The organism is Streptomyces sp. NPDC004542 (assembly GCF_040610035.1).
GTDB lineage: Bacteria > Actinomycetota > Actinomycetes > Streptomycetales > Streptomycetaceae > Streptomyces.
The window spans coordinates 45,002-70,379 of sequence record NZ_JBEXLP010000036.1; the positions used below are offsets into that span (position 1 = coordinate 45,002).

General features: G+C 73.8%; 21 protein-coding genes and 1 pseudogene. 13 read left to right on the forward strand and 9 right to left on the reverse strand.

Annotation, left to right across the window (positions count from 1 at the left end; all coding sequences use genetic code 11):
• The first annotated feature begins 102 nt into the window (after positions 1-102).
• Positions 103-624 (forward strand): hypothetical protein, encoded by a 522-nt coding sequence (locus ABZX30_RS20815; protein ID WP_355935386.1) that lies wholly within the window; start codon positions 103-105, stop codon positions 622-624.
• 628 nt (positions 625-1,252) lie between these two features.
• Here ABZX30_RS20815 and ABZX30_RS20820 read toward each other — a convergent pair.
• Together ABZX30_RS20820 and ABZX30_RS20825 are read right to left on the reverse strand one after the other, a co-directional pair.
• Positions 1,253-1,765 (reverse strand): DinB family protein, encoded by a 513-nt coding sequence (locus ABZX30_RS20820; RefSeq protein ID WP_355935387.1) that lies wholly within the window; start codon positions 1,763-1,765, stop codon positions 1,253-1,255.
• 62 nt (positions 1,766-1,827) lie between these two features.
• Positions 1,828-2,030: pseudogene (locus tag ABZX30_RS20825) on the reverse strand (TetR/AcrR family transcriptional regulator); the annotation flags it as partial.
• Positions 2,031-2,079: 49 nt separating this feature from the next.
• Here ABZX30_RS20825 and ABZX30_RS20830 point away from each other — a divergent pair.
• Both ABZX30_RS20830 and ABZX30_RS20835 read left to right on the forward strand, forming a co-directional pair.
• A complete protein-coding gene (locus tag ABZX30_RS20830) occupies positions 2,080-2,247 on the forward strand; it encodes a hypothetical protein (RefSeq protein WP_355935389.1) in 168 nt (55 codons plus the stop codon).
• Positions 2,244-3,158, forward strand: a complete 915-nt coding sequence (locus tag ABZX30_RS20835) for a Gfo/Idh/MocA family oxidoreductase (protein ID WP_355935391.1) — start codon at positions 2,244-2,246, stop codon at positions 3,156-3,158. Before ABZX30_RS20830 ends, ABZX30_RS20835 begins: the two co-directional genes overlap by 4 nt.
• On the opposite strand, the gene lnt is transcribed toward ABZX30_RS20835, so the two are convergent.
• Both lnt and ABZX30_RS20845 read right to left on the reverse strand, forming a co-directional pair.
• Entirely contained in the window at positions 3,073-4,656 is a 1,584-nt protein-coding gene (gene lnt / locus ABZX30_RS20840) for an apolipoprotein N-acyltransferase (protein WP_355935393.1), read from the reverse strand. The genes ABZX30_RS20835 and lnt overlap by 86 nt on opposite strands.
• 104 nt (positions 4,657-4,760) lie before the next feature.
• Complete coding sequence (locus ABZX30_RS20845; protein ID WP_355935395.1) at positions 4,761-5,243, reverse strand: nuclear transport factor 2 family protein; 483 nt, start codon at positions 5,241-5,243, stop codon at positions 4,761-4,763.
• Between the two features lie 100 nt (positions 5,244-5,343).
• Here ABZX30_RS20845 and ABZX30_RS20850 point away from each other — a divergent pair, with 100 nt between their 5' ends.
• Together ABZX30_RS20850 and ABZX30_RS20855 are read left to right on the forward strand one after the other, a co-directional pair.
• The gene (locus ABZX30_RS20850) at positions 5,344-5,961 is read left to right on the forward strand and encodes a DUF4291 domain-containing protein (protein WP_355935397.1); all 618 of its coding nucleotides are present in this window, start codon (positions 5,344-5,346) and stop codon (positions 5,959-5,961) included.
• A 391-nt stretch (positions 5,962-6,352) separates the two neighbouring features.
• Positions 6,353-6,907 carry a hypothetical protein gene (locus ABZX30_RS20855; protein WP_355935399.1) on the forward strand — a complete coding sequence of 185 codons (555 nt, stop codon included), beginning with the start codon at positions 6,353-6,355 and terminating at the stop codon, positions 6,905-6,907.
• A gap of 389 nt (positions 6,908-7,296) precedes the next feature.
• On the opposite strand, the gene ABZX30_RS20860 is transcribed toward ABZX30_RS20855, so the two are convergent.
• Positions 7,297-7,476, reverse strand: coding sequence for a hypothetical protein (locus tag ABZX30_RS20860; RefSeq protein ID WP_355935401.1), 180 nt, complete (start codon positions 7,474-7,476; stop codon positions 7,297-7,299).
• Positions 7,477-7,571: 95 nt separating this feature from the next.
• Positions 7,572-8,447, reverse strand: coding sequence for an undecaprenyl-diphosphate phosphatase (locus tag ABZX30_RS20865; RefSeq protein WP_355935402.1), 876 nt, complete (start codon positions 8,445-8,447; stop codon positions 7,572-7,574).
• 272 nt (positions 8,448-8,719) lie between these two features.
• Between ABZX30_RS20865 and ABZX30_RS20870 the strand changes: the two genes are divergently transcribed.
• The 3 genes from ABZX30_RS20870 to ABZX30_RS20880 are packed head-to-tail and all read left to right on the forward strand — an operon-like array spanning position 8,720 to position 11,516.
• Complete coding sequence (locus ABZX30_RS20870) at positions 8,720-9,868, forward strand: Gfo/Idh/MocA family oxidoreductase (protein ID WP_355935404.1); 1,149 nt, start codon at positions 8,720-8,722, stop codon at positions 9,866-9,868.
• On the forward strand, positions 9,865-10,800 hold the full coding sequence (locus tag ABZX30_RS20875) for a PmoA family protein (protein ID WP_355935406.1): 936 nt from the start codon (positions 9,865-9,867) through the stop codon (positions 10,798-10,800). The genes ABZX30_RS20870 and ABZX30_RS20875 overlap by 4 nt, the downstream gene beginning before the upstream one ends.
• A complete protein-coding gene (locus tag ABZX30_RS20880) occupies positions 10,794-11,516 on the forward strand; it encodes a cupin domain-containing protein (RefSeq protein ID WP_355935408.1) in 723 nt (240 codons plus the stop codon). Before ABZX30_RS20875 ends, ABZX30_RS20880 begins: the two co-directional genes overlap by 7 nt.
• Before the next feature lie 10 nt (positions 11,517-11,526).
• On the opposite strand, the gene ABZX30_RS20885 is transcribed toward ABZX30_RS20880, so the two are convergent.
• A complete protein-coding gene (locus tag ABZX30_RS20885) occupies positions 11,527-11,997 on the reverse strand; it encodes a helix-turn-helix domain-containing protein (protein ID WP_355935409.1) in 471 nt (156 codons plus the stop codon).
• Between the two features lie 162 nt (positions 11,998-12,159).
• Positions 12,160-12,981, reverse strand: coding sequence for a VTT domain-containing protein (locus tag ABZX30_RS20890; RefSeq protein WP_355935411.1), 822 nt, complete (start codon positions 12,979-12,981; stop codon positions 12,160-12,162).
• Between the two features lie 336 nt (positions 12,982-13,317).
• Here ABZX30_RS20890 and tuf point away from each other — a divergent pair, with 336 nt between their 5' ends.
• Together tuf and ABZX30_RS20900 are read left to right on the forward strand one after the other, a co-directional pair.
• Complete coding sequence (gene tuf, locus ABZX30_RS20895; RefSeq protein ID WP_355935412.1) at positions 13,318-14,487, forward strand: elongation factor Tu; 1,170 nt, start codon at positions 13,318-13,320, stop codon at positions 14,485-14,487.
• A gap of 20 nt (positions 14,488-14,507) precedes the next feature.
• The gene (locus ABZX30_RS20900; RefSeq protein ID WP_355935413.1) at positions 14,508-15,353 is read left to right on the forward strand and encodes a fused MFS/spermidine synthase; all 846 of its coding nucleotides are present in this window, start codon (positions 14,508-14,510) and stop codon (positions 15,351-15,353) included.
• 4 nt (positions 15,354-15,357) lie between these two features.
• Here the strand turns inward: ABZX30_RS20900 and ABZX30_RS20905 are convergent, their stop codons facing one another.
• Positions 15,358-16,362, reverse strand: coding sequence for a hypothetical protein (locus ABZX30_RS20905; RefSeq protein WP_355935415.1), 1,005 nt, complete (start codon positions 16,360-16,362; stop codon positions 15,358-15,360).
• A gap of 85 nt (positions 16,363-16,447) precedes the next feature.
• Between ABZX30_RS20905 and ABZX30_RS20910 the strand changes: the two genes are divergently transcribed.
• From ABZX30_RS20910 to ABZX30_RS20920, 3 genes are all read left to right on the forward strand, one after another.
• Positions 16,448-16,885, forward strand: coding sequence for a DUF4442 domain-containing protein (locus ABZX30_RS20910; RefSeq protein WP_355935425.1), 438 nt, complete (start codon positions 16,448-16,450; stop codon positions 16,883-16,885).
• 840 nt (positions 16,886-17,725) lie between these two features.
• Positions 17,726-19,549 (forward strand): RICIN domain-containing protein, encoded by a 1,824-nt coding sequence (locus tag ABZX30_RS20915; RefSeq protein ID WP_355935417.1) that lies wholly within the window; start codon positions 17,726-17,728, stop codon positions 19,547-19,549.
• Positions 19,550-20,020: 471 nt separating this feature from the next.
• The coding region (locus ABZX30_RS20920) for a beta-ketoacyl synthase N-terminal-like domain-containing protein (protein ID WP_355935419.1) at positions 20,021-25,378 on the forward strand (5,358 nt) is incomplete at its 3' end.

Here is a 25,378-nt window from a genome sequence, read left to right on the forward strand (position 1 = left end):
GGCCGGGTGGTCCTGTGCCGTACGGGGCCGCCTGACCGGGTTTGCCGGTCCGGCCGGTTAGCGTCATCCGGGACAGGCCCCTACGTGTGCCCGGAGGACGCGGTGGCGGAGCGACAGGACCAGGCGGCGCCGGACGCCGTGCTGACGCGGATCGGGCAGGTCGTGATACTGCATCACGGCGGGGACCGTGAGGAGGCCCGGCGCCGGTTCCTGGATCTGTGGGCGGAGCTGGCGGAGGACGGGGACCCGCTGCACCGCTGCACGCTGGCGCACTACCTGGCCGACACCCAGGACGACCCCTCCGACGAACTCGCCTGGGACCTGCGGGCGTTGTCGGCGGCTGAGGAACTGGCCCAGGATCACGAGGCCGGGCCTGGGAGCCCGGCCGCGGTGCGCGCCTTCTACCCCAGCCTGCACCTGAACCTCGCCGCCGACTACGTGAAACTGGGCCACTCCGAGGCCGCCCGCACGCATCTGCGCCGGGCCCGCGGGGCGGCCGACGCGCTCGGCGACGACCGGTACGGGGACGGGGTGCGGGCTGCGATCAGCCGGCTGGAGCTGCGGCTGGGGGAGGACGGCCCCTCCGGAGGAACCTGGGGGCCGCCGAGGCAGCGTCCGATGTAGCGCCGGTCCGCGGCCGGGGAAGGTGCCCTCACGGTCGCTGTGCTGACGGCCGGTGCCCGTAGACCTGCTCGCAGATCACCGCCTGCCGGCTGTCCGGGCGCCAGCCGCCGTACTGCTTCCCGAGCGCGCAGACGTCGGGGCTCCGCGGTACGGGCTTCGACGCGCCCGGAACCTTCACGTGCGGCTGGCCGGCAGGCCTGTGAGGGGGCCGTGGACGCGCGACGCGGGGCGCCGGCTGCCAGGGTTCCGGCGGACGGTGCGGGGCGGGTGTCGCGGAGGGGCCGGGCCGGCGGGACGGACCGACCCTCTCCAGGGCCTCCCTGGCCGGCGCCTGCACGTCCCACGACCGGGTGCTGCCGTCCGGCTGGGGCACCGAGGTCCGGGCCGATGCCACACCCGACGCCACACCCGGCGCCGGCCCGGGTGCCGGTGCGCGCTGGACCGTCACACAGCCGGAGAGGGCCGAGACGGCCACGGTGGCCAGGAGTGCTGCGGTGGTCGTCGTTCGATGCACCCGCGCAACTCTGCTGGCCGACGCCCGGGTTGGAAACGGCATGGGCACCGATGGTGACCCGCACGGGTGATCTCGTGCCCCGTACGGGTGGGTGCGGGCGTGCCGGGGCTGACGTCAGTCGCCGGTGGCGCCGTCCAGCCGTTCCCGGATCAGGTCGGCGTGGCCGTTGTGGCGGGCGTACTCCTCGATCATATGGCTGTAGATCCAGCGCAGGCTGAAGGGTTCGCCGGTGGACCTGCCGGTGCCCTTGGAGAGGTCGTCGAGACCGAATCCGGCCGCGTGGCGGCGGGCCATCCCGATCTCGGCCTGCCACGTGCCGTACGCCTCCTGCCAGGTGTCGGCCTCGGTGAGGTGGAACTCGCCGTCCTGGTCCTCCTCGCTGTAGTAGATCGGCCCGGGATCCTCGCCGGCCAGCACCTTGCGGAACCAGCCCCGCTCCACCTCCGCCATGTGCCGCACCAGCCCCATCAGCGACAGCTCGGACGGTGGCACGGACGCCGTGCGCAGCTGTTCGTCGGTCAGGCCCTCGCACTTCCAGGCCAGCGTCCGGCGGTGGTACTCCAGCCAGCCTTCCAGCATGGTGCGTTCGTCGGCATCCTGGGCAGGCTCTTCCCGCTCGATCGTCATGCTCCCATCCTGGCCCGACTCCGCGGCCGTGCCCATCGGTTTTCCGCGCACACCGTTCCCCGTCAGCGCCCGAGCATCCCGCGCAGCAGCTCCCGCACCCCCGCCCGCACCTCCGCCAGGCTCGGCACCTCGGCGTTGAACGACCCGGCCACGCACGAGAACATCAGCCCGTCCACCCAGCCGACCAGCGACAGCACGTGCCGGGCCGGGTCGGCCGAGCCGACGGCGGTGAGCATCGCGGCCAGCACACGGCGGCCCGGCTGCCCCGCACGACCGCCATCGCCCGCCAGGCGGTCAGGGCCGCCCGGATGAGCATGACCGACAGCCGTGCGCCCGTGGCCGTGCGCGACACCGCCGTCGCGGTGCTGTCGAAGGCCGCCCCCGCGCTGTTGCTGCGCGGCTTCGACGGCATCGCGGACTGGCGGCCCCCGTATGCTTCCGGCAGGACACCCGGGGGCAACCAGGACAAGGAGCGCACGTGAAGGTCGGCTGCATCGGACTCGGCGACATCGCGCAGAAGGCCTACCTGCCGGTGCTGGCCGCGCAGCCGGGCATCGACCTCCACCTGCACACCCGCACGCCCGCCACGCTCGCCCGGGTCGCCGACGGCCTCCACCTCCCGGCCGGCCGGCGGCACCCCACCCTGGACGCCCTGCTCGCCCAGGACCTCGACGCCGCCTTCGTGCACGCGTCCACCGTCGCGCACCCCGAGATCGTCACCCGGCTGCTCGAGGCGGGCGTACCGACCTACGTCGACAAGCCGCTGGCCTACGAACTCGCCGACTCCGAGCGGCTGGTGGAGCTCGCCGAGCGGCGCGGCGTCTCGCTCGCCGTCGGCTTCAACCGGCGGTACGCCCCCGGGTACGCGCAGTGCGCCGACCATCCGCGTGAGCTGATCATCATGCAGAAGAACCGGGTCGGGCTGCCGGAGGAACCTCGCTCGGTGATCCTCGACGACTTCATCCACGTCGTCGACACCCTGCGGTTCCTGGTCCCGGGCCCGGTCGACGACGTGACCGTGCGCGCCCGCACGGAGGACGGCCTGCTGCACCACGTGGTGCTCCAGCTCGCCGGCGACGGCTTCACCGCGCTCGGCGTGATGAACCGGCTCAGCGGCTCGGCCGAGGAGATCCTCGAGGTCTCCGGCCAGGACACCAAGCGCCAGGTCGTCAACCTCGCCGAGATAATCGACCACAAGGGCCAGCCGACAGTGCGCCGCCGCGGCGACTGGGTACCGGTCGCCCGGCAGCGCGGCATCGAGCAGGCGGTACTGGCGTTCCTCACCGCGGTGCGCGCGGGCGAGGTGCTCAGCGCGCGGGACGCGCTGGTGTCTCACGAGGTGTGCGAGCGGGTGGTGCTTGCGGTCCAGGGGCGGCCGTCCGGCGCAGTCTGAGGGCGCGCAGCCCTTCGCCCACGCCCAGCGTCGCGAGTATGAGCAGGGCACCGTGCACCGGCCAGTCGCCGTAGCGGACATACGGGGTGGTGCCGTGCGCGAGGGGCACGTCGTACACCCGGGTCGTGCTCGCATCCGTGCCGAGCCAGGGGCCGACGCGCTGCCCGGCGGGCCCGTACACCGCGGAGACGCCGGTCAGCGTCGCGTGGACCATGGGACGACCGGTCTCGGCGGCGCGCAGCGCGCCCAGTGAGGCGTGCTGGGCGGGGGCCCAGCTGCCCTGGAACGACGACGTCGACGACTGGCCGAGCAGGACGTCCGCGCCGTCCTCGGCGAGATGGCGGCTCATGTCGGGGAACGCGGTCTCGAAGCACACCAGGGGACCCACGCGCAGCCCGTGGCCCACGTTCATCACCACCTGCCGGGTGCCGCGCCGCCGGTCCTCGCCCGCCGCCTTGCCCACGGAGGTGGCCCAGCCGAGCAGCGAGCGGGCGGGTATGTACTCGCCGAACGGGACGAGCCGCATCTTGTCGTACCGTTCGCCGGTCGGGCCGCCCGGGCCGATCAGTATCGAACTCTTGTAGATGCCGGGCCGGTCGGCGCGGCGGGCGTCCACGTTGACCAGTACGTCGGCGCCGGTCGAACGGGACAGCGCGGCCAGCCGGCGGGCCAGGTCGGGGCGGTCGTCGAGGTCGTACCCGACGCTGCTCTCCCCCCACACGACCAGGTCGACGTGGTGCCCGGCGAGCCTCCGGGTGAGCGCCTCCTCGCGGTCGAAGCGCGCGTCGGGCCCCTCGATCACGCCGGGCTGGACGACCGCGACGCGCACCCGGCCGTCCACATGCGGCCGCGGTGACCACACCCAGGCCGCCGAGGTCGCGGCGGCGACGGTCACCAGCGTGGCGACGGCGGGCAACCGGAATCCGCGCACCGACACCAGCAGGGCGATCGCGACGTTCACGGCCACCACCAGGAAGCTCAGCAGCCACACCCCGCCCACCGAGGCGAGCCGCAGTGCCGGGGCCACCTGCCACTGCGTGGCACCGAGCATGCCCCACGGGCCGCCCAGCCCCTGCCAGGAGCGCACCAGCTCCACCGCCAGCCAGGCCGACGGCAGCACCAGCAGCGCGGCCGCTCCCCGGCCGCGACCGGTCACCCCGCTCCCCGGCCGGTCGCCGAGGAGCCGGCGCGTCAGCCAGCCCCACGGCGCCCAGAGGGCACCCAGCAGGGCGGCCAGCAGGAAGATGAACACGTGCAGGCTCGGCAGCAGCCAGTGGTGCACCGCCAGCAGGAACCCGAACCCGCCGCACCAGCCGTCGTACGCCGCCCGCCGCCCCGTCGGCGCCGTGCGCGCGAGCAGGATCCACGGGACGAGCGCGACGAACGCGAACCACCACAGCGAGGGCGCGGGAAACGCGAGCACGGGAAGGGCACCCGCGAGCACGGCGGCGAGGGAACGCCACCACGGGGAGGCGAGCCAGCGGTCGAACGTATCCATAGATCGCCTCCCTACCCAGTGAACGGCAGCATGTGCACACCGATGTACCGGCGGGTGGCTCCAGTGTGCGCGCCGGGAGGGGGTGCCGGACAGGGGCCCCGGGCTCACCCCGCCGGTGCCGGCCGCCGATCCGGCAAGCGGCGCCATTTCTCCTCGACGACGACCTCGCGCAGGCGCCAGCCGTCGGCGGTGCGCAGCAGGGCGAAGGAGTAGCGCCCGCCGCACACGAGGTCCGGCGCGGTGGAGCCGCCGTCGCCGCCCGCGAACCGCATCGGGTTGACGTAGTCGGCCTGCACCTCGGCGGTGTCCCCGGTGTCCTGCTCCAGGACGCCGAACCGCACCCGCCGGTTGACGATCAGGTGCTGCCGCATCCCGAACAGCCCCAGGCTCTGCGCGAGCCACCCGGCGACCCGTCCCACGTCCCCCTCGATGCCGCCGGCACTGCGGTAGTCGGCCCGGCCGTCCGCCGTGAACAACCCCTGGTACGCCGTCCAGTCACCGTCGTCCACGGCCACCGCGTAGTCGGTCACCAGCCCGTCCACGGCCAGCCGGTCCATCACGGTCGCGAGCTCCACGCGCTGCGTCATCGGCACAGTGTTGGGCACCGGGCGGGAGGAGCCAAGAGGCGTGCGGGGACCCGGGGATATTCGGTGGTGCCGGGCGGGCGCGACGGCGGAGGCTGGTCCCGTGAACGTCTCGTCGAACGACCGGCCGGCCGCGCCGGAACCCAGGTTCCGGATCCGCGCCCGCCACACGGATTCCACGATCACCGTCTACCAGGCCTACCCTCCGGAGATCGGCCGCCCGGCGGCCCGGCACGGCCGCTTCCCGTCCTCCTGGAAGCGCGACCGCATGACCTGGATCAAGCCGTCCTTCCTCTGGATGATGTACCGCTGCGGCTGGGCTGCGAAGGAGGGACAGGAGACCGTTCTGGCCGTCGAGATCACCCGCGAGGGCTTCGAGTGGGCGCTGCGGCACGCCTGCCTCTCGCACTACGTGCCCGAGCTGCACGGTGACCAGGCCGAGTGGAAACGGCGGCTGAGGAGGGCGCCGGCGCGCGTGCAGTGGGATCCGGAACGCGATCTGCACCTGCGCCCGTTGCCCCACCGCTCGCTTCAGCTGGGTCTCGCCGGGGAGGCCGCGGCCCGGTACGCGGACCAGTGGATCGTCGGCATCGAGGACGTCACACCGCTCTCCAGGCAGGTCCACTCCCTCGTGCGGTGCGGTGAACTCGACCGCGCGGCAGCCTTGTTGCCCGTGGAACGGCCATATCCCGTCGGGGACGAACCGCCGGCCCACCTGTGACCGTGACCGGACACGCCGTTGAGGTACTTCGTGCGGCGGCGGGAGGGCAACGGATGATCCGGGCCGCGGTGTCCGGCACGGTGCCCGGCGCAGCGCTGCCGTTACGCCGGATGCCGTCTCCGGATGCGTGCCGGGGCCGCCCCGCCAGAAGATCCTGATCATGCGGACATCCACTGTCATACGATCCAGTCCTCTGCCGACGCGGCGCGGTGGCGCGCGGCAGACCATATCCGCGGCTCTTGCCTGCGGCGCCCTGCTGACCGGCACCGCCGCGTGCGCCGGAGCCGACGGGCACCGGAACCACGCCGGCGCACCGGGTGTCAACAACCCGGCGGTGTCCGGCTCCCCCGGTCCGCAGGCCGGTCCGCCTCTTCCGGGTGTCGGAAGACGCATGGGGAAGCGGGTACCGGCCGACACCCGCCAGGCCGTGGTCGTCTACGGCGACGGCCGGGACTCCGCCGAGAGCACCGTCGTGCTCTACGAGAGGCAGGGCACGGCCTGGAAACGGGCGGGCAGCTGGCCCGCCCACAACGGCAGGGAAGGCTGGACGACCGACCATCGCATGGACGACGAGCGCAGTCCCGTGGGTGTGTTCTCCCTGACGGACGCGGGTGGGTCTCGCAAGGATCCGGGCAGCCGCCTGCGCTACTGGTACGACGACAACGCCTTCGCGTCCATGACGGAGGACGGCGACGAGCACGCCCACGACTTCGACTACGTCATCGCCATCGACTACAACCGGCTCAAAGGCGTCGCGCCGTTCGACTGGAGCCGTCCTCAGGGAGTGGAGAAGGGCGGCGGCATCTGGCTGCACCTGGATCACGGCGACGGCACGTCTGCCTGTGTCACCGTTCCCGAGTCCGGGATGAAGACCCTGCTGCGCACCATCGATCCCCGCCTCCACCCCGTGGTGGTCATGGGGGACCGGGAGCGGCTGAGAGCCTGACGGCCGGCCGGTGCCCGGTCCGCGGGTGCGGCGTCCGGTGGCGTATCCCTCGGGGCACCGCGCCGGCTCGCTCCGAGACGCGCTGTTCTCCGCCCGCGTTCGGCAGGGACGCGCGGGCGCGGCGGTGCCGCGGACGTGACACCGCGCAAGAGGCGCGGGCGCCGGCCGGCTTCCGCGCCCATCAGGCGCACGGCTCACCCGAAGCCGTCGCGAAGCGTCTCACGCACCTGGTGGACGTCACCGGTGCGGACGAACTCATGCTGGTGACGCCGGTGTACGCGTTGGCCGACCGGTTGGCCTCGTACGAACTGGTCAAACGGCACGTCACGATGCCGACGGTGCCCTGAGGAGGCGGTGCGGGGCGGGCGGGTTCGCCGGGGCGAGGGCCGTCAGGCCGCCTCGACGATCCCGTCGCGGATCGCCTCGGCCCACTCGATCACCAGCAGTTCGTACTCCGTCCGCTCCTGGGCCGACAGGGATCCGCCCGCACGCAGCCACAGGGCGCGGATCTGCTCGTTCACCTCGGCAGCAGACCGCACGGAACCAGGGGTCATGGAATCGGGGAACACGCGGACAAGCCTAGGGGCAAGCACTGACACTGCGCTACCACGCCGCTACACAGAACGTATGGGGTCGGTCACGGCCCGGCCGGCCCGGCCGCGGCTCAGCTCGCCGACTCGGCCGCGTGCGGGCTCAGTACACCCGCTGTGACGAGGGCGATGATGACGATGCCGAGGGCGACGCGGTACCAGACGAACGGCATGAAGCTCTTCGACGAGATGAACTTCATGAACCAGGCGATCACCGCGTACCCGGACGCGAAGGCGATCACCGTGGCGAACAGCGTCGGCCCCCACGCCACATGCCCGCTGCCCACCGCGTCCTTCACCTCGAAGGCGCCCGAGGCGAGCACCGCCGGTACGGCGAGCAGGAAGGAGTAGCGGGCGGCCGCCTCGCGGCGGTAGCCCATGAACAGGCCGCCGCTGATCGTGGCGCCCGAGCGGGAGACGCCCGGGACGAGGGCGCAGGCCTGGCAGAGGCCGTAGACGAGACCGTCCTTGACGCCGAGGTCGGCGAGGGTCTTGCGCTGCTTGGGCGCCCGGTGCCGCCCGCCCGTCTCGTCGCGCGCCGCCAGCCGGTCGGCGATGCCGATGACCACGCCGACGACGATCAGCATCGTCGCGGTGATCCGCAGATCGCGGAACGGTCCCTCGATCTGGTCCTTGAGCGTCACGCCCAGGACCCCGATGGGTATGGAGCCGACGATCACCAGCCAGCCCGTCTGGGCGTCGTGGTCCCGGCGCATCTCCTTGTCGGCCAGTGACCGGAACCAGGCCGAGACGATCCGCCCGATGTCCCTGCGGAAGTAGATCAGCACCGCGGTCTCCGTGCCGATCTGGGTGATCGCCGTGAACGCCGCGCCCGGGTCCTTCCAGCCGGAGAAGGCCGCGGTCAGCCGCAGGTGCGCGCTGGAGGAGACGGGGAGGAACTCGGTCAGCCCCTGGACGAGTCCGAGGACGAGGGATTCAAACCAAGACATGAAGGTGTCGTGTCCAAGTGCTGAGTGGGCCGAGGGGGTTGAGGGCGATCCCGCGCTGGTCCCGACGGCGGTCCGGCGGTGATCTTGTGCCGTGAGGGCAGCAGCGTACCGCCCTGACGTGACAGGTCCGACACAGGGGTGGGCCGGGCGGGCCCGGCAGGGGGGTGTTGACCGGCCACAATGTCGCCACATACGTTGCAGAGGTCAGGGAAAGCGCTTGCCGTGCTGGTCCGCGCCCGCCCGCCGTCCCCGGAGGAGTGCTGATCACGCCCATGCCCCGCCCCACCACCCCGCTCGCCGGCCGGCGCATCCGGGCCGCCGTCGTCGGCACCGGCGCCATCGGACGCGGTTCCCACCTGCCCGCGCTCGCGCGGCTCGCCGAGGAGGGCGAGACCGAGGTCGTCGCCGCCATGGACGTCGACGCCCGGGCCGCCGAGGCGTTCTGCGCCGAGGCCGGCATCCCGCACGCCTACACCGACCTGCAGCGGATGCTCGAGGAGCAGCGGCCCGACCTGGTCTCCATCTGCACCCCGCCGACGCTGCACCGCGAGCAGAGCGTGGCCGCGCTGCGCGCCGGGGCCTGGGTGTGGTGCGAGAAGCCGCCGGTGCCGACGCTCGCCGACTACGACGCCGTGGAGGCGGAGGAGGGAACGGACGGCGGCCCGTACGCGTCGATCGTCTTCCAGCACCGCTTCGGCTCGGGCTCCCGGCACGTGCGCCGGCTGATCGCCGAGCGGGCGATGGGGCGTCCGCTCGTGGCGCACTGCCAGACCACCTGGTACCGCGACACCGCCTACTACGCCGTGCCCTGGCGGGGCCGCTGGCACACCGAGGGCGGCGGGCCCGCCATGGGCCACGGCATCCACCAGATGGATCTGCTCCTGGACCTGCTCGGCCCGTGGCGCGAGGTGCGCGCCATGGCCGGGCGGCTGGTCCACGACGTGGAGACCGAGGACGTCTCCACCGCGCTGGTCCGGTTCGAGAGCGGCGCCATGGCGACGGTCGTCAACAGCGTGCTGAGCCCCGACGAGGTGAGCCGCATCCGCATCGACTGCGAACGGGCCACCGTCGAACTCACCCACCTCTACGGCCACGGCAACGCGAACTGGCGCATCACCCCGGCCCGGGACGTGCCGGACGCCGAGGCCGCCGCCTGGCAGAACTTCGGCGCCGACGTGCCCAGCTCGCACCTGGAGCAGCTGCGGGAGCTCGTCGCGAGCATGCGCGCGGGTGAGCGGCCGCGCAGCAGCGGGGCGGACGGGCGCACCAGCCTGGAGCTGATCGCCGCGCTGTACAAGTCGGCGTTCACCGACACCACGGTGAAGGCGGGCGAGATCGGGCCCGGCGACCCGTTCTACACGGCGATGCACGGGGGCGTGCCCGGCTGGGCGCCCGTCGTCGCGGAGGAGGTGTCCGCGTGACCCCCACGGGCCGGCTGGAGGTCGTGCACGCCCTCGGTGACCGCATCACCGTCACGGAGCCCGGCACCGGCGTCGAACTCCTCGCCTACGTCTACCGGCCGGAGGCCGCCTGGGAGGCGCCGAAGCCGTACCTCCACCCGATCCGGACGTTGGCCGGCGACGTCGTGACCGACTACCGGCCCAACGACCACCGCTGGCACAAGGGCCTGCAGCTGACGGCCTCGCACCTGTCCGGCGCCAACCTGTGGGGCGGCAACTCCTACGTCCACGGCGAGGAGTACCTCGAACTCCCGGAGCGGGTCGGCTCGATGGCGCACGTCGCCTTCGACGAGGTCACCGCGCACGACGGCCGCGTGGTCATCGCGGAGCGGCTGACCTGGCACCCCTGCACCGGTGAACTGTGGGCGGAGGAGGAACGCCGGATCGAGGTGCACGACGTGGACCCGGCGTCCGGTTCCTGGGCGCTGACCTGGACCAGCGCCATCACCAACCGGCGGGCCGAGCCGCTCCGCTTCGGCAGTCCGACCACCGCGGGGCGTGAGATGGCCGGCTACACGGGCCTGTTCTGGCGCGGCCCGCGCGCCTTCCGTGCGGGCCGGATCATCGGCCCGGACGCCGAGGGCCCCGGGCTGATGGGCGCCCAGGCGCCGTGGCTGGCCTTCTCCGGCGAGCACGACGTCTCCGACGGGCACGCGACGCTCGTCTTCGCGCACGCCCCGGAGAACGACCACCTCGGTGCCGGGGGGAACCATCCGGCCCACTGGTTCGTGCGCAACGAGCCGTTCGCCGCCGTCGCCCCGTCCTGGGCGTTCTTCGACGAGCTGGAGCTGGCCCCCGGCGACACCCTGCGCCGGCGCTACCGGGTCGTCGTGGCGGACGGAGCCTGGGAGCGCTCGGAGATCGCCGGGTACCTGGAGGCGCATCCGTGGTGAGCGGCGGGGAGTTCACGGGCCTGCCGGGCGGCGTCGCCGTCTCCCGGCTGTGCGTGTACGACTGGCCCGCCGCCGACGGCGTCCGCGGCGGAACTCCCCATCTGCACCTGGTCTGCTCGGAGGCGTACGTGGTCACTGCCGGGCGGGGTGCCGTGCAGACGCTCACGACGTCCGGATACCAGGTCACCCCCCTCGTGCCCGGCACGGTGGCCTGGTTCACCCCGGGGACGATCCACCGGCTCGTCAACGAGGCCGGCCTGCGCATCACCGTCCTCATGCAGAACAGCGGCCTGCCCGAGGCGGGCGACGCGGTGCTCACCCTGCCTCCGGAGCACCTGACCGATCCCGAGACCTACGCCGCCGCGGCCACCGTCCCGGCCGACGCTCCGGAGGCGGAGCGGGAGCGGATCGCCCGGGCCCGGCGCGATCTCGCGCTGGAGGGCTACCGTGCGCTGCGCGAGGCCGCCGGCCCTCAGGCGCTGGCGGCCTTCCACCGGGCGGCTGCGGCGCTGGTACGGCCCCGGATCGCCGAGTGGCGCGAGCGCTGGCGGCGTGGCGCACAGGCCGCCGCGGCCGTGACGGCGGAGCAGCTCGACCGGCTCGAGCGAGGTGACGCCTCCCATCTGGCCGCCGCCCTGGTGCGGGCCGAGCAGCCGTCGGCGTACGGGCAGTTCGGGATGTGCGGGCGGCTCGACGTGTATCCGGGGCCCGCCTGACGGCAGGGAGCTACGCGGCCGTCGGCCCCGCCACCGTCCAGCCCTCACTCTGCGGGTGGGCCGTGAGGTCCTCGTGGCGTACCACTTCGCCGCAGGCCCGGCAGGTGACGGCCGGGACCAGTTCGTTGCCGCAGATGTGCTCGATCACCATGGGACGGTCGTCGTCCTCGCGCAGATGCCGGTCGCCCCACGCCATGAGGGTCATCAGGACCGGCTCCAGCTCCAGGCCCGCCTGGGTGGGCCGGTACTCGAAGCTCTGCGGGCGCTCGCTGTAGGCCCGCCTGGTCAGGATCCCGGCGTCCACGAGCCGGCGCAGCCGGGTGGCCAGGATGTCGCGCGGGGCGCCGATGTTGCGCACGAGCTGGTCGAAGCGGCCGTTGCCGAGGCACGCCTCGCGCAGCACGAGCAGCGAGTACTTCTCCCCGACGAGCGCGAGGGCGTCGGGGATGGAGCAGGGGCGCGGGTCCTTCGTGGCGGCCATGCGCACAGTCCAGGGGAGGGTTTGATTTTCCTACTCATTGGTAGTCCCGTCCCGTCCTGCCCCGTAGTCGTGGAGGCCGCCACCATGCGTGACGCAGTCATCGTCGAAGCCGTACGCACCCCCATCGGCAAGGGCAAGCCCAACGGCAGCTCGGCCGGGCCCTCAGCGGGCGCGCAGGTGGTGCCGCTTGCGCCAGGCCACCGCCGTGCCCACCAGGGCGGGAACCGCGATCAAGGCCATCGCCACCAGGAAGGCCGGCGAGGTCGGCGCCGAGGCGCGCGCCCCGGCGACGGCGTACGCGGCGGTGTTCGGGACCGAGCCGAGCGCCGTCGCCAGCAGGAACGGCAGCCAGCCCATCCGGGAGACGGCGGCGCAGTAGTTCGCGGCCCAGAACGGCACGCCGGGGAAGAGCCGCGCCACCATCATCGAGCGGAAGCCGTGCCGGCTGAGCTGTCCGTCGGCGGCCTTCAGCCAGCGGCCCCGCAGCAGCGGACGCAGCGCGTCCTGGCCGAGCAGCCGGCCCAGCCCGAAGGCGACCCCGGCGCCGAGCACGGTGCCCGCCAGCGCCGTCCCCAGACCCATCTGGGAGCCGAACAGGGCGCCCGCCGCGAGGTTCAGCAGCGGCCGGGGCACGAAGGCCACCGTGCACAGCCCGTACGCCGCCGCGAACACGGCCGCCGCGGCGGCCCCGCCGAGCTGCGGCGGCCAGCCGTGCGTGATCAGCCGCTGTGGCTCGAACAGCAGTACGCAGGCCGCGGCGGCCGTGAGCAGCGCCGCGAGCAGCGACAGGCGTGACCACGGCGACAGCAGCACGCGGGTGCAGCGGGCGGCGGGACCGGACCGTGCCCCGGGCACGGCGGAGGGCAGGGGCGAGCGGAGGTGTGGAGCGGTCACGGCCGCGGGGACGGCGACCGTGAGCTCCGTGGCGGCGGCCCGGGGAGAGGCCGTGGCGGTGCCCCCAGAGCGGTTGGTGGCATCGAGCATCCGGTGACACTAACCGACGAAGGTATGTGATCGGCGTAGGGAAGCCGTCCGTCGGGCGGCATCCGGGGTGCGGCGGCGCGCGGAAAACCATTCGACGTGGGACGAAGCGTCGGCCATGATCTGCGTCATGTTCCGGTACGCCTTCCTCCTCGCAGCATCCGCGGTCGCGGATGCCCCGAAGGCTGCCGTCCCGATCCTCCTGGCCGCTGTCGACGGCGCCCGAAGCTGACCCTCCCCGGAACGTCCGGCGGACCCCGCAGGGGGAGGGTCGGCCGGTCCTCGGGGTCCCCGTCCGTCCCGGATCTCTCCTCTGCAGAGGCTTCGAGGTACTCAGCCATGCCCAAGACGGCGTACGTACGCACCAAACCGCACCTGAACATCGGCACGATGGGCCACGTCGACCACGGCAAGACCACGCTGACCGCCGCCATCACCAAGGTCCTCGCCGAGCGCGGCACCGGCACCTTCGTGCCCTTCGACCGCATCGACCGGGCCCCGGAGGAGGCCGCGCGCGGCATCACCATCAACATCGCGCACGTCGAGTACGAGACCGACACCCGGCACTACGCGCACGTGGACATGCCGGGCCACGCCGACTACGTCAAGAACATGGTCACCGGCGCCGCCCAGCTCGACGGGGTGATCCTGGTCGTCTCCGCGCTGGACGGGATCATGCCGCAGACCGCCGAACACGTGCTGCTCGCCCGCCAGGTGGGCGTGGACCACGTCGTCGTCGCGCTCAACAAGGCCGACGCCGGTGACGAGGAGCTCACGGACCTCGTCGAACTCGAGGTCCGCGAGCTGCTCACCGCGCACGGCTACGGCGGTGACACCGCCCCCGTCGTACGGGTCTCCGGGCTCGGGGCCCTGGAGGGCGACCCGCGCTGGACGGCGTCCATCGAGGCGCTGCTCGACGCGGTGGACACGTACGTGCCCATGCCGGAGCGGTACCTGGACGCGCCGTTCCTGCTCCCGGTGGAGAACGTGCTCACCATCACCGGGCGGGGGACCGTCGTCACCGGCGCCGTCGAACGGGGCACGGTCCGGGTCGGTGACCGGGTCGAGGTGCCCGGCGCCGGCGTGGAGACGGTCGTCACCGGTCTGGAGACCTTCGGCAAGCCCATGGAGGAGGCGCAGGCCGGGGACAACGTGGCACTGCTGCTGCGCGGTGTGCCACGGGACGCCGTCCGGCGGGGGCACGTGGTGGCCGCGCCCGGCAGCGTCGTGCCCCGGCGCCGGTTCTCGGCGCAGGTGTACGTGCTGTCGGCGCGGGAGGGCGGCCGTACGACGCCCGTCGCCACGGGGTACCGGCCGCAGTTCTACATCCGGACGGCCGACGTGGTCGGGGCGGTCGACCTCGGCGAGGCGGCGGTGGCGCGGCCCGGGGACACGGTGAGCATGACCGTGGAGCTGGGGCGCGAGGTGCCGCTCGAGCCGGGACTCGGCTTCGCCGTCCGCGAGGGCGGCCGGACCGTGGGGGCGGGGACGGTGACCGCCGTCAACTAGCGCCTGGGCACAATGGGAGGGTGAGCGAGCCCATACCCGTCTCCCGTGTCACCGACCACGGCACGGCCAAGCTGATGCCGGACGTCGACCGGGAGCGGGCATGGCTGCTCACGGTCGACGGGGCGCCGCAGTCGTACGTGGACCTGGACGCCCCGGCGCATCTGGAGTTCGAGTACGCGCGGCGGCTCGGGTACGTCCTGCAGACCGTCGCCGAGCCGGGGCGGCCGCTGGACGTGCTGCACCTCGGCGGCGGCGCGCTCACCCTGCCCCGGTACCTCGCGGCGACCCGGCCCGGATCCCGGCAGGACGTCGTGGAGGCCGACCGGGGGCTGCTGGAACTGGTCGCCGAGTATCTGCCGCTGCCGGCCGGCGCCGGCATCACGCTGCACGCCGCCGACGCCCGCGCCTGGCTCGAGGCCGCGCCGGCCGGCTCGGCGGACGTGCTGATCGCCGACGTCTTCGGCGGCTCCCGGGTCCCCGCGCACCTCACCTCGCTCGCCTACGCCCGCGAGGCCGCCCGCGTGCTGCGCGCCGACGGGGTCTATCTCGCCAACCTCGCCGACGCCGCCCCGTTCGCCTTCCTCCGCTCCCAACTCGCCACCTTCGCGGCCGTCTTCGAGGAGCTGGCACTGATCGCCGAGCCGGGTGTGCTGCGCGGCCGCCGGTTCGGCAACGCGGTGCTCGTCGCCGCGCACCACCCGCTCGACACGGCCACCCTGGCCCGGCAGACCGCCTCCGACGCCTTCCCGGCCCGGGTCGAGCACGGTGCGGTGCTGCGGGAGTTCACCGGCGCCGCCGCACCGGTCCGGGACGAGGACGCCGTGCCGTCACCGGTCCCGCCGGACGGGGCGTTCGGCATCGGCTGACCGGTCAGCTCGCCGTCGGTTCCCCGTGCAGCCGTATCGTGCTGACGATCTTCATGATGGTCGCGGTGTCGACCTCTTCCTTCACGCCCTTCGCGCCGAACAGGTTGAACATCACCAGGTCCCCGGCGGAGTTCTTGAAGCCGAAGGTGAGCGCCTTGCCGTCGCTCGCGCACTTGCCCTTGCGCGGGGTGTTCGTCGAACGTGCCCAGACATAGGCGCCCTTGACGCCCGAGGCGGTCGTGTAGGGGGTGGCCTTCTTGTCGTACGTGACGCTCTTCTTGTCCGGCTGGGTGTAGCCGGCGTACACCCACGTGGGTGCTTCCCTGACCGCCGCGTCGGCCGGGCTCTTGGCGCCGCTCGCGCCCTTCGTGCCCGCCGCGGCCAGCGAGGTGACCGAGGTCTTGCCGTCCTTGTCGTCGTCGGAGGTGCACCACTTGGGCTTGAACTCGGCGGGTGCCGACATCATGGCGAGCGGCTTGCCGTCGGACGACTTGTCGTCGGTGAAGCCCAGGTAGGAACTCGGGGAGTCGACCTGCCAGTCCGCGGGGACGTCGAACGCCGTGCCCCACTTGGGGTTGACCACGACCTTCCAGCCCGCGACGGTCGGCTTCTCGGTCTCGTCGCCGCGCGGGTTGTCCTTCGAGGCCGAGGAGGTGGCGGTCGGCGACGTGCTCGCCTTGTCGTGCGAACCGCCTCCCTCGTCGTCCTTGCCGCCGCCCAGCACGAGGAATCCGGTCACGCCGGCCGCGACGACCACGGCGGCGGCCGCCACGATCGCGACCAGCTTCGTCCGGTTCCCCCCGCCACCGCCCTGCGGCCGCTGCGGGGGCTGGGGGCCGCCGAGGGGTGCCGGAGCGCCCCACGGCGGCTGCTGGGGTTGCTGCGCATAGGGGTTGGACTGCTGGTAGCCGGGCTGCTGGTACGGATTCGGCTGCTGGTACCCGGGCTGCTGGTACGGGTTGTTCTGCGGGTTCTGCTCGCCCCCGGGCGGCTGCTGTCCTGGCCACATGGCACTTAACCCTAGTGGGTGGCGTGCGGGCTCTGGCCAGAGTGTGCTACTCGCGAGTAACATTGCGGCCATGAGCGCAGACCAGATGTCGATCGGCGAGCTGCTGGCCGCCACGGTTCCGATGGTGCGGACCCTGAACCTCGAGTACCTCGAGACCACCCCGGAGCGGGCCGTGCTGTCCCTGCCGGACCAGAGCGAGTACCGCAACCACGTGGGCGGGCCGCACGCCGGGGCGATGTTCACCCTCGGTGAGTCGGCCAGCGGTGCCATCGTGCTCGCCGCCTTCGGCGACCAGCTCTCGCGTGCCGTGCCGCTGCCGGTCACCGCGGAGATCGCGTTCAAGAAGATCGCCCTCGGCCCGGTCAAGGCCACGGCGACCCTCGGCCGCCCCGCCGCGGACGTCGTCGCCGAACTCGACGAGGGCAAGCGCCCGGAGTTCCCCGTGACCGTCGCCATCCAGCGCGAGGACGGCGCCGTCACCGGGGAGATGACGGTGGTGTGGACGCTGCGACCGAACGGCTGACCCGGCGTTTCGGGCCGCCCGGCGTTCCCCCTTCCGCCCGGCGGACCCGCCCCCCGGCCCCGCGGTGAACTCCTTGAGCCGGGCTGCGCGCCAGGGGCCGGGGTCCGGGCGGTCCCGGGCCGGGCGGACCGCCGTGCGGAGGTGGTCCGCCGTGCCGCCGGTGGAGCGGCGCGGCCCGTCGAAGGCGACCCCTTGTCGTGGGACGGCTTCTCCACCGGGCCGGTGACGCGTACCGGATCGGAGCCGGTCCGCGGAGGTCGAGCACGCGGCGGAACGGGGTCCGCACCGCGTCGAGGCGCACCGTGGCGCCCCTGGCCGCGAGCGCCTCCTCCGCTTCCTGGACGTGGTCGAAGTGCCCCTCGACTCCTTCGGCTTCTCCTTCACCGCGGGCAGGAACCGGGTGCCGGGCCCGGCGGCCGGGCCGACGCCTCGCGCACCGTGCGGGGGAGGGGCGGCACCGGCGCGCGTGTGACCACGCGTCCCGTGCCGGGCCACGGGGATGAGACCGCGCCGAGGAAGTCATGGGAGAAGCCTGTGGGCGGTGCGTCATCCGGCTTTTGCAACAGGCCGGTGGCCGATGCTTCGCCGATCGGCCGGTTTCGAATGCGGGTGCGGGGTACCCGCGGTAACTCATCTTGAATTCAAGGGTCCTGAACTTCAGTCAGTCGAACTTCTTGTTTCCTGTGATGCGCGTGTGCGAAGGTGAGCGTCCCGCGGGAGGGATGCGGCCGGGCTCATGGAGGAAGGCCGAACCCCTGACAGGTATGCACCAATCAGGCACTGATTTCCGCAGGGCGCGCATTCCCCGTGCCGCCCTGCGGTCCGGAAGGAAAAGGTCCAGTGCAACCCCCTCACCCCCCACGCCCGCCGTACCCGCCCGGCCCCGGATCCGCACCGGGGGATTCCGACCGTGATCTGATCGCCCAGCTGCGCGGTGCGGGCGACGGCGGTCACCGCGCGGTCGCCCTGCTGCTGGCCCGGCATTGGCGCGCGACCTGCGACTACGCGGTCATCTGCCTGTCGACTTCGACGAGTTCGGCCCAGTTGGTGGCTACCTCCGCCTTCAGCCGGGTGCTCGGCCGGCTGTCGGGCGGCGCGGTCGGCGGCGCACTGCGACCGCAACTCCTGGTGGCCGTGCGGGAGACGGTCCGGGCCTGGGCCGCCGACGACGTGATTCCCATCGTCCTGCCTGAATTGCGCAAACCCAACGGCGGCCGCGGCCTGCGCGCGGCGATGCCCGGCACTCCGGAAAGACGCCAACTCGCCGAGCGCGCGTTCCGGGCACTTCCGGCGGCCTCCCAATGTCTTCTGTGGCATACCGAGGTCGAAGCCGAACCCATATACATACCAGCTGGTTTGCTGGGTGTCGACACCGCCACCGCGTCGGCCGCGGTGGAACAGTCCCGCGAGCAATTCCGGGCGGCGTGCGTACGCGCCCACCGGGAACTCGCGCCCACCAAGGAATGCCGCTTCTACAACCGTCTGCTCGAGGTTCCCATTCGACGGGGCGGCGTCCTGCTGCCCGATGTGCGACGGCATCTGGTGGAGTGCCGCTACTGCCGGTACGCCGCGGAACAGCTCAGCCATTTCGAGGGCGGCCTGGACGTGCTGCTCGCCGAGACCGTGCTCGGCTGGGGCGCCCGCCGCTATCTCGACTCGCGCGCGGGACGCGGGGCCGCCGACCAGCGGCCGCCCGCGCCGGACCCCCCGCACCCGACGGCGAGCGGACGTCATCGCACCGCACCCCGGGGCGGTCGCCGCAAGGCCATGGTGATCGGCATCGGCCTCACCTCCCTCGCTCTGCTCGCCACCGTCCTCGCCGCCCGGAGCTGGTCGGACGACAACGGTGTCCCCCGCCCCCACGCCACCTGGGGCGCCCCCAGCGGCAGTTCCGCCCGCCCGAGCGCCCCCGACAAGGCGCCCCCGGTGCCGTCCCCGTCGACCGCCTACGCCGGCCGGACCGCCGAGGTCGGCCAGGGCAGGCTGCGCAGCCGCGCCGCCGGGCTGTGCCTGGACGTGCGCGGCGGCCGGGCCCGGGAGGGAGCCGGTGCGCTCCTCGCGTCCTGCTCCGCCACCCTGTCCCAGCAGTGGTCGTACCGGGACGACGGACTGCTGCGCAGCGTCGGCGATCCGGCCCTCTGCCTCGCCGCCGACCCCGATCCCGACGCCGGGGCGGTCGTCCTGTCCGGCTGCGTCGTGCACGCCGGCGAGGTGTCCTACGACCTGACCGTCCGCGGCGAACTCCTGCTCCGCCGGCCTCCGGGTCTGGCCGTCACCCCCGGTTCCGGCGCGTCCCGTACCCGTGTGGTCGTCACCGCCCGCGACGGCTCCGCGGAGCAGCGGTGGACGCTGGAGTCCTCGACCGGACCGGCGGCGCGGACGGCACCCGGCGACGGCGGGCCCCGGCAGCCGGAGCCGGAGCGGACGGCCGCCCCCGCACCCCCCGGAGCGGACGCACCACAGGACCGGCCGGCGCCGCCGCCGGAGGACTATCGGACCCGCGTCGCCCAGGCCGCCTGCCGCGAGGACACCGGAGCGGCCGAGGCGCACCCGGTGCCGTCCACCGGTACCGCCAGGTCGCTCACCGCGCCGGCCGGCGACCTCGCCGCCGTCCCGTCCGGCGTGGCCGGGACGGCGACGGCCGTGCTGCCGGCATTCGGCTAGCCCTCACCCGTCACCGGCCGCTGCTTCAACGGTTTACGATAATTTTCCCTGATTCGCGTTTCGTGCGCGGGAATCGTGCGGCCGAGCGGTTTCCGGTGGGTTCCCGCGGGCCCGGTACCGATCGAGCCACCGGCCGGCGGACATGCGGATTTAACTTACCGCGGCGCGCCGGCCCGGCGCGTTGCGCAGAGGTGAGTGCAGGGTGAATCCCCCGGACGCTTTGACGGGCTTGCGGTGGTGTGGTGTGTACCCGAGGGCGGCGCGCGCGATGGTGCGCAGCAAAGGAATTGATCGGATTTTAGGCTCTTGCGGTGAGTTTCGCAGGCTGGCCGAAACAATTCGACAGCATGGGGAAGGCCCGCGCCGATATTGACCGGCGAGTAAGTTGCTCGCTAGTTTCCGGTGGCCTCGCACAGGAGTTCCACGTCGCACAAGCCCCCCACCGTGCTGGTCCACCTTTCTCGGAGCATCATGACGTCTGCCGTGCGCGCCCTGGACCTGATCATCTGCATCACCCCTTTCGGAGAACCGGATGCCAGACTCGCCGCGGCGGCCTCCCGGGCCGGCGGACTCGGCGTCCTGGACCTGGGAGCCGGCGACCGAAGGACCCGCGAAGCGCTGGCTCGCCTGAGACGGATGGTCCCCGGGCCGTACGGCGTACGGGTGGCCGCGCACTGCCGGATGCGGCCCGAAGACCTCGGCGCGCCCGGCCCGGAGGGTCCGGGACGGGAGCGCGCCGCACCGGACACCGTGGTGCTGGCCCCGGACGCGCCGTGGCATGTCGACGGGATCGCGGCCCGCCATCGCGTGCTGGCCGAGGTGACCGACCTGGCCGCGGCCCGCGAGGCCGTCCGCGCCGGGGCGCACGGACTGATCGCCCGGGGCGGCGAGAGCGGCGGCCGCGTCGGCGGCCTCTCCACCTTCGTCCTCCTCCAGCGGTTGCTGGCCGATCCGGACCTGGACGTGCCGGTGTGGGCCTGCGGCGGCATCGGGCCCCGTACGGCGGCGGCGGCCGTGGCCGGTGGGGCCGCCGGGGTGGTGCTCGACAGCCAACTGGCCCTGCTGGCCGAGTCCGAACTGCCCGAGGCGACCGCCGCGGCACTGCGTTCCCTGGACGGCTCGGAGACCGACGTGGTGGGCGGGCACCGGGTGCTGCGCCGCCGGGGCCCGGACGCGCCGCCCCTGCCGGCCGACGATCCGGCGGCGGTCGCGGCCCTGCTCGGCGCCCAGGACCCGCACCGCCAACTGCTGCCGGTGGGGCAGGACGGGTTCCTCGCGGCCCGTTTCGCGGACCGCCGGCGGGACGTGGCCGGCACGGTGCGCGCGCTCACGGCGGCCGTGCGCGAGGCACTGGCGCCCCCGGCCGGGCCCGAGCCGACGCCGTCCGCGGTGACCGGCGTGTCCGCGGTGACCGGCGTGTCCGCCGTGACCGGCGCGTCCGCGGTCACCGGCCCGTCCGCGGGCACCAGCACACCCGCAGCCTCCCGTGAGTCCGAAGCCTCCGGCGCGTCGGTGGCCTCCGGCGCGTCTGCCTCAGGGGCATCGGTGGCCTCCGGTACTTCCGTGGCTGTCGACGCGTCCGTGGTCTCCGAGGCAGCCGCAGTCTCTGAGGCATCCGGGGTCTCTGAGGCACCCGCGGCCCCCGGCATGCCTGCCGCCCCCGCGAGCCCTCCCGGCCGCGCCCTGCTCCCCGGCTCCCCGATGAGCCGGGCCCTCGGCACGCGGTTGCCCGTGGCGCAGGGACCCATGACCCGGGTCAGCGACCAGGCGGGTTTCGCCGCCGCCGTGGCCGACGGGGGCGCGCTGCCGTTCCTGGCGCTGGCCCTCGCGAGCGGCGAGCAGGCCCGCGAGATGCTGACCCGGACCCGGGCGGTGCTCGCGGGCCGGCCGTGGGGGGTGGGCGTGCTCGGATTCGCGCCCGAGGAGGTCAGGAACGCCCAGCTCGAGGCCGTACGGGAACTGCGGCCCAGCCACGCGATCATCGCGGGCGGCCGGCCCGCGCAGGCCGAGGCGCTGGAGCGGGCCGGGATCAGCACCTTCCTGCACGTGCCCTCGCCGGGTCTGCTCCGGCAGTTCCTCCAGGCCGGGGCCCGCCGGTTCGTGTTCGAGGGCTCGGAGTGCGGCGGCCACGTCGGGCCGCGGGCGAGCTTCCCGCTGTGGGAGGCGCAACTCGCCGTCCTGGAGGACTTCCTGGCCGACGGGGACGACGAGACCGCCCGGCGGATCGAGGTGTTCTTCGCCGGCGGCGTGCACGACGAGCGCTCGGCGGCTATGGTCGCCGCGCTCGCCGCGCCCCTCACCGCCCGGGGCGCCGCGGTCGGCGTCCTCATGGGCACCGCCTACCTGTTCACGGCGGAGGCGGTCGAACGCGGCGCCATCCAGCCCCTGTTCCAGCGGCAGGTGGTCACGGCGACCGCCACCGCCCTGCTGGAGACCGCTCCCGGACACGCCACCCGCTGCGTGCCCAGCCCCTTCACCCGCGACTACCGCGACCGGGAAGCCGGGCTGCGCGCCCGGGGCGTGCCGGACCGGCGGATCTGGGAGGAGCTGGAACGGCTCAACGTCGGACGGCTGCGCATCGCCAGCAAGGGCCTGGACCGGCCCGACGGCGGCGAACTCACGCCGGTCGACGAGCGACGCCAGCTCGCCGAGGGCATGTTCATGGCCGGCGACGTGGCCGTCCTGCGCTCGGCGACCACCACGATCGACGCCCTGCACCGCTCGGTCACCGAAGGCGCCGCGGGCTTCCTCGCCGACCGTGCCCGGGAGCTGAGCGAACGGCTGGGCGCCGGCCGGACCGCGCGAGCGGCGGCGCCCGCCCCGCTGGACATCGCAGTCGTCGGCATGGCCTGCATGTTCCCCGACGCCCCCGACCTGCCCGCCTTCTGGGCGAACGTCGTCGCCGGACACGACGCGGTCACCGAGGTCCCGCCCGAGCGCTGGGATCCGGCCGTCCACCACGCCGGCGGCACCACCACGTCCAAGTGGGGCGGCTTCCTGCCCCGCATCCCCTTCGACCCGCTGCGCTACGGCATCCCGCCCGCCTCGCTCGGCAGCATCGAGCCGGTCCAGCTGCTGTCCCTGGAGGCGGCCCGGCGCGCACTGGACGACGCCGGATACGGGGACACGGGGCGGGAGTTCGACCGGTCCCGCACCTCCGTCGTCTTCGGTGCGGAGGCCGGCAGCGACCTGTCCAACGCCGCCACGCTGCGCGCCGTACTGCCGTCGTACTACGGAAAGGTGCCGGACGGGCTGGAGGCACAGCTGCCCCGGCTCACCGAGGACTCCTTCCCCGGCATGCTCGCCAACGTCATCTCGGGCCGGATCGCCAACCGCCTCGACCTCGGCGGTGCCAACTACACCGTCGACGCCGCCTGCGCCTCCTCACTGGCCGCCGTCGACGTCGCCTGCAAGGAACTCGTCGCGGGAACCAGCGACGTCGTGCTGTGCGGCGGCGCCGACCTGCACAACGGAATCAACGACTACGTCCTCTTCTCCTCGGTGCACGCGCTCTCCCCGACCGGCGGCTCGCGGGCCTTCGACAGCTCGGCCGACGGCATCGCGCTCGGCGAGGGCGTCGCCTGCGTGGTCCTGAAACGGCTGGCGGACGCCGAACGCGACGGCGACCGCGTCTACGGTGTGATCAAAGGGCTCGGCTCGTCCAGCGACGGCCGCTCCCTCGGCCTGACGGCACCCCGGCCGGAGGGCCAGCGGGCCGCGCTCGAACGCGCGTACCGCAACGCCCGCGTCTCGCCCGCCGACGTCGGGCTCGTCGAGGCGCACGGCACCGGCACCGTGGTCGGCGACCGCACCGAACTCTCCATCCTCAGCGAGGTGTTCACCGCCGCCGGCGCCGACGCGGGCGGCTGCTCGCTCGGCTCGGTCAAGTCGCAGATCGGCCACACCAAGTGCGCCGCCGGCCTCGCCGGCCTCATCAAGACCACCCTCGCCCTCTACACCGGCGTCAAACCGCCCACCCTGCACCTTCAGCGGCCGGGCGCGGCCTGGCGGGAGGGGGAGAGCCCCTTCGCCTTCCACACGCGGGCCCGGCCGTGGGCGGCCCCGGCCGGGGAACGGCTCGCCGGGGTCAGCGCGTTCGGCTTCGGCGGCACCAACTTCCATGTGGTCCTCAGCGCTCACGGCGCGGCCGTACCGCCCGAGCAGGCGCTGGACGCCTGGCCCGCCGAGCTGTTCCTCTTCCGGGGCAGGGACCTCGCAGCCGCCCACCGGGCCATCGCTGACCTGCTGACGGCCGCCGAGGCCGAGGGGCGTCCCTGGCGGCTCCGCGACCTCGCGCTGAGTGCGGCCAGACGTGCCGACGCCTCCGCGGAACCGGTGCGCGCGGCGATCGTGGCGAGTGACGTCGACGGCCTGACCGGGCAGTTGCGCAGGGCGCTGGCCGGGGAGCACGACCCGGCCGCCGGCATCCACCTGGCCGAGGAGACGGACGCGTCCGCCGGCGGCAAGGTCGCCTTCCTCTTCCCCGGCCAGGGCAGTCAGCGCCCCGGCATGCTCGCCGAGGTGTTCCTCGCCTTCCCCGAACTGCAGCGGTTCCTGGAACTGGGGCCGGAGCACGCCGAGCGGATGTACCCGCCCGCCGCTTTCGACGAGGCCGGGCGTGTCCGGCAGCGGGCCGCGCTCACCGACACCCGGGCCGCCCAGCCCGCGCTCGGCATCACCGGCCTCGCCGCGCACACCCTGCTCACCGCGGCCGGCGTACGGCCCGACATGGCGGCCGGTCACAGCTACGGCGAACTGGCCGCCCTCTGCGCGGCCGGCGCCCTCGACCCCGAGACGCTGCTGGAACTCAGCACCGAACGCGCGGCGGCGATCCTGGCCGCGGCCGGCGACGACCCCGGCACCATGGCCGCCGTGGCCGCCGGCGCCGAGGACGTCGAACGGGCCCTGCGCGCCTCGGGCGCACCTGCCACGGTCGTCGTCGCCAACCACAACTCGCCCGAGCAGACGGTCGTCTCCGGGCCCACCGAGGACGTCGCCACCGCGGTACGGCTGCTGCGCGCCGCCGGACACACCGCCAGGAAAGTCCCGGTGGCCTGCGCCTTCCACAGCCCGCTGGTGGCGGGCGCGGGCGAGCGGTTCGCCGAGGTCCTCGCGGAGAAGACGGTACGGCCGCCCGAGTTCCCGGTGTGGTCCAACCGCACGGCCGCCCCGTACGACCCGGACCCCGACGCCGTACGAGCCGGGCTCGCCGCGCAGATCGGCGCCCCGGTCGCCTTCGTCCGGCAGATCGAGGCGATGCACGAGGCGGGCGCACGGATCTTCGTGGAGGCGGGGCCTGGCACGGTCCTCACCCGCCTGGTCCGGCAGATCCTCGGCGACCGCCCGCACCGCACCGTCGCCTGCGAGCCACGCGAGGGCGGCGGCCTGCCCGGCTGGCTCGACGCACTCGCCCGACTCGCCGTCTCGGGACAGCCGGTGCGCGCCGCCTGGCTCCTGAGAGGACGTGACGCCGTCGACGCGGTCCGCACACCGGTGCCCAAGCGGCCCGGGTGGACGGTCGACGGACAGCTGGTCCGCACCGCCGCCGGAGACCTCCTCCCCGGTGCGCTCGCACCGGCCCGACGAGTCGTGGAGACGACTGTGACGACGAACCCCCCGCACGGCGCCCCCGCCGACCGGGACGCGCTGATCTCCGAATTCCTGCGCACCAGCCGGGAGATGATCGCCGCGCAGCGAGACGTCCTCCTGACCTACTTCGGCGCGGTACCGGGCGCGCCGGTCCCCGCACCGGCGGCTCCCGGCCCGCTGCCCGAGACCGCGCCCGCCGAACTCCTGCCCCCCGGTCCGCGGACCGTCGAAGCCGCCGTC

Coding starts and splice junctions, on each gene's coding strand:
- ABZX30_RS20820 (WP_355935387.1), bottom strand. CDS start 1,765: ATGACGATCGAGCGGGAAGAGCCTGCCCAGGATGCCGACGAACGCACC.
- ABZX30_RS20830 (WP_355935389.1), top strand. CDS start 2,080: ATGACCGACAGCCGTGCGCCCGTGGCCGTGCGCGACACCGCCGTCGCG.
- lnt (WP_355935393.1), bottom strand. CDS start 4,656: ATGGATACGTTCGACCGCTGGCTCGCCTCCCCGTGGTGGCGTTCCCTC.
- ABZX30_RS20845 (WP_355935395.1), bottom strand. CDS start 5,243: ATGACGCAGCGCGTGGAGCTCGCGACCGTGATGGACCGGCTGGCCGTG.
- ABZX30_RS20855 (WP_355935399.1), top strand. CDS start 6,353: ATGGGGAAGCGGGTACCGGCCGACACCCGCCAGGCCGTGGTCGTCTAC.
- ABZX30_RS20865 (WP_355935402.1), bottom strand. CDS start 8,447: ATGTCTTGGTTTGAATCCCTCGTCCTCGGACTCGTCCAGGGGCTGACC.
- ABZX30_RS20870 (WP_355935404.1), top strand. CDS start 8,720: ATGCCCCGCCCCACCACCCCGCTCGCCGGCCGGCGCATCCGGGCCGCC.
- ABZX30_RS20885 (WP_355935409.1), bottom strand. CDS start 11,997: ATGGCCGCCACGAAGGACCCGCGCCCCTGCTCCATCCCCGACGCCCTC.
- ABZX30_RS20890 (WP_355935411.1), bottom strand. CDS start 12,981: ATGCTCGATGCCACCAACCGCTCTGGGGGCACCGCCACGGCCTCTCCC.
- tuf (WP_355935412.1), top strand. CDS start 13,318: ATGCCCAAGACGGCGTACGTACGCACCAAACCGCACCTGAACATCGGC.
- ABZX30_RS20905 (WP_355935415.1), bottom strand. CDS start 16,362: ATGTGGCCAGGACAGCAGCCGCCCGGGGGCGAGCAGAACCCGCAGAAC.
- ABZX30_RS20910 (WP_355935425.1), top strand. CDS start 16,448: ATGTCGATCGGCGAGCTGCTGGCCGCCACGGTTCCGATGGTGCGGACC.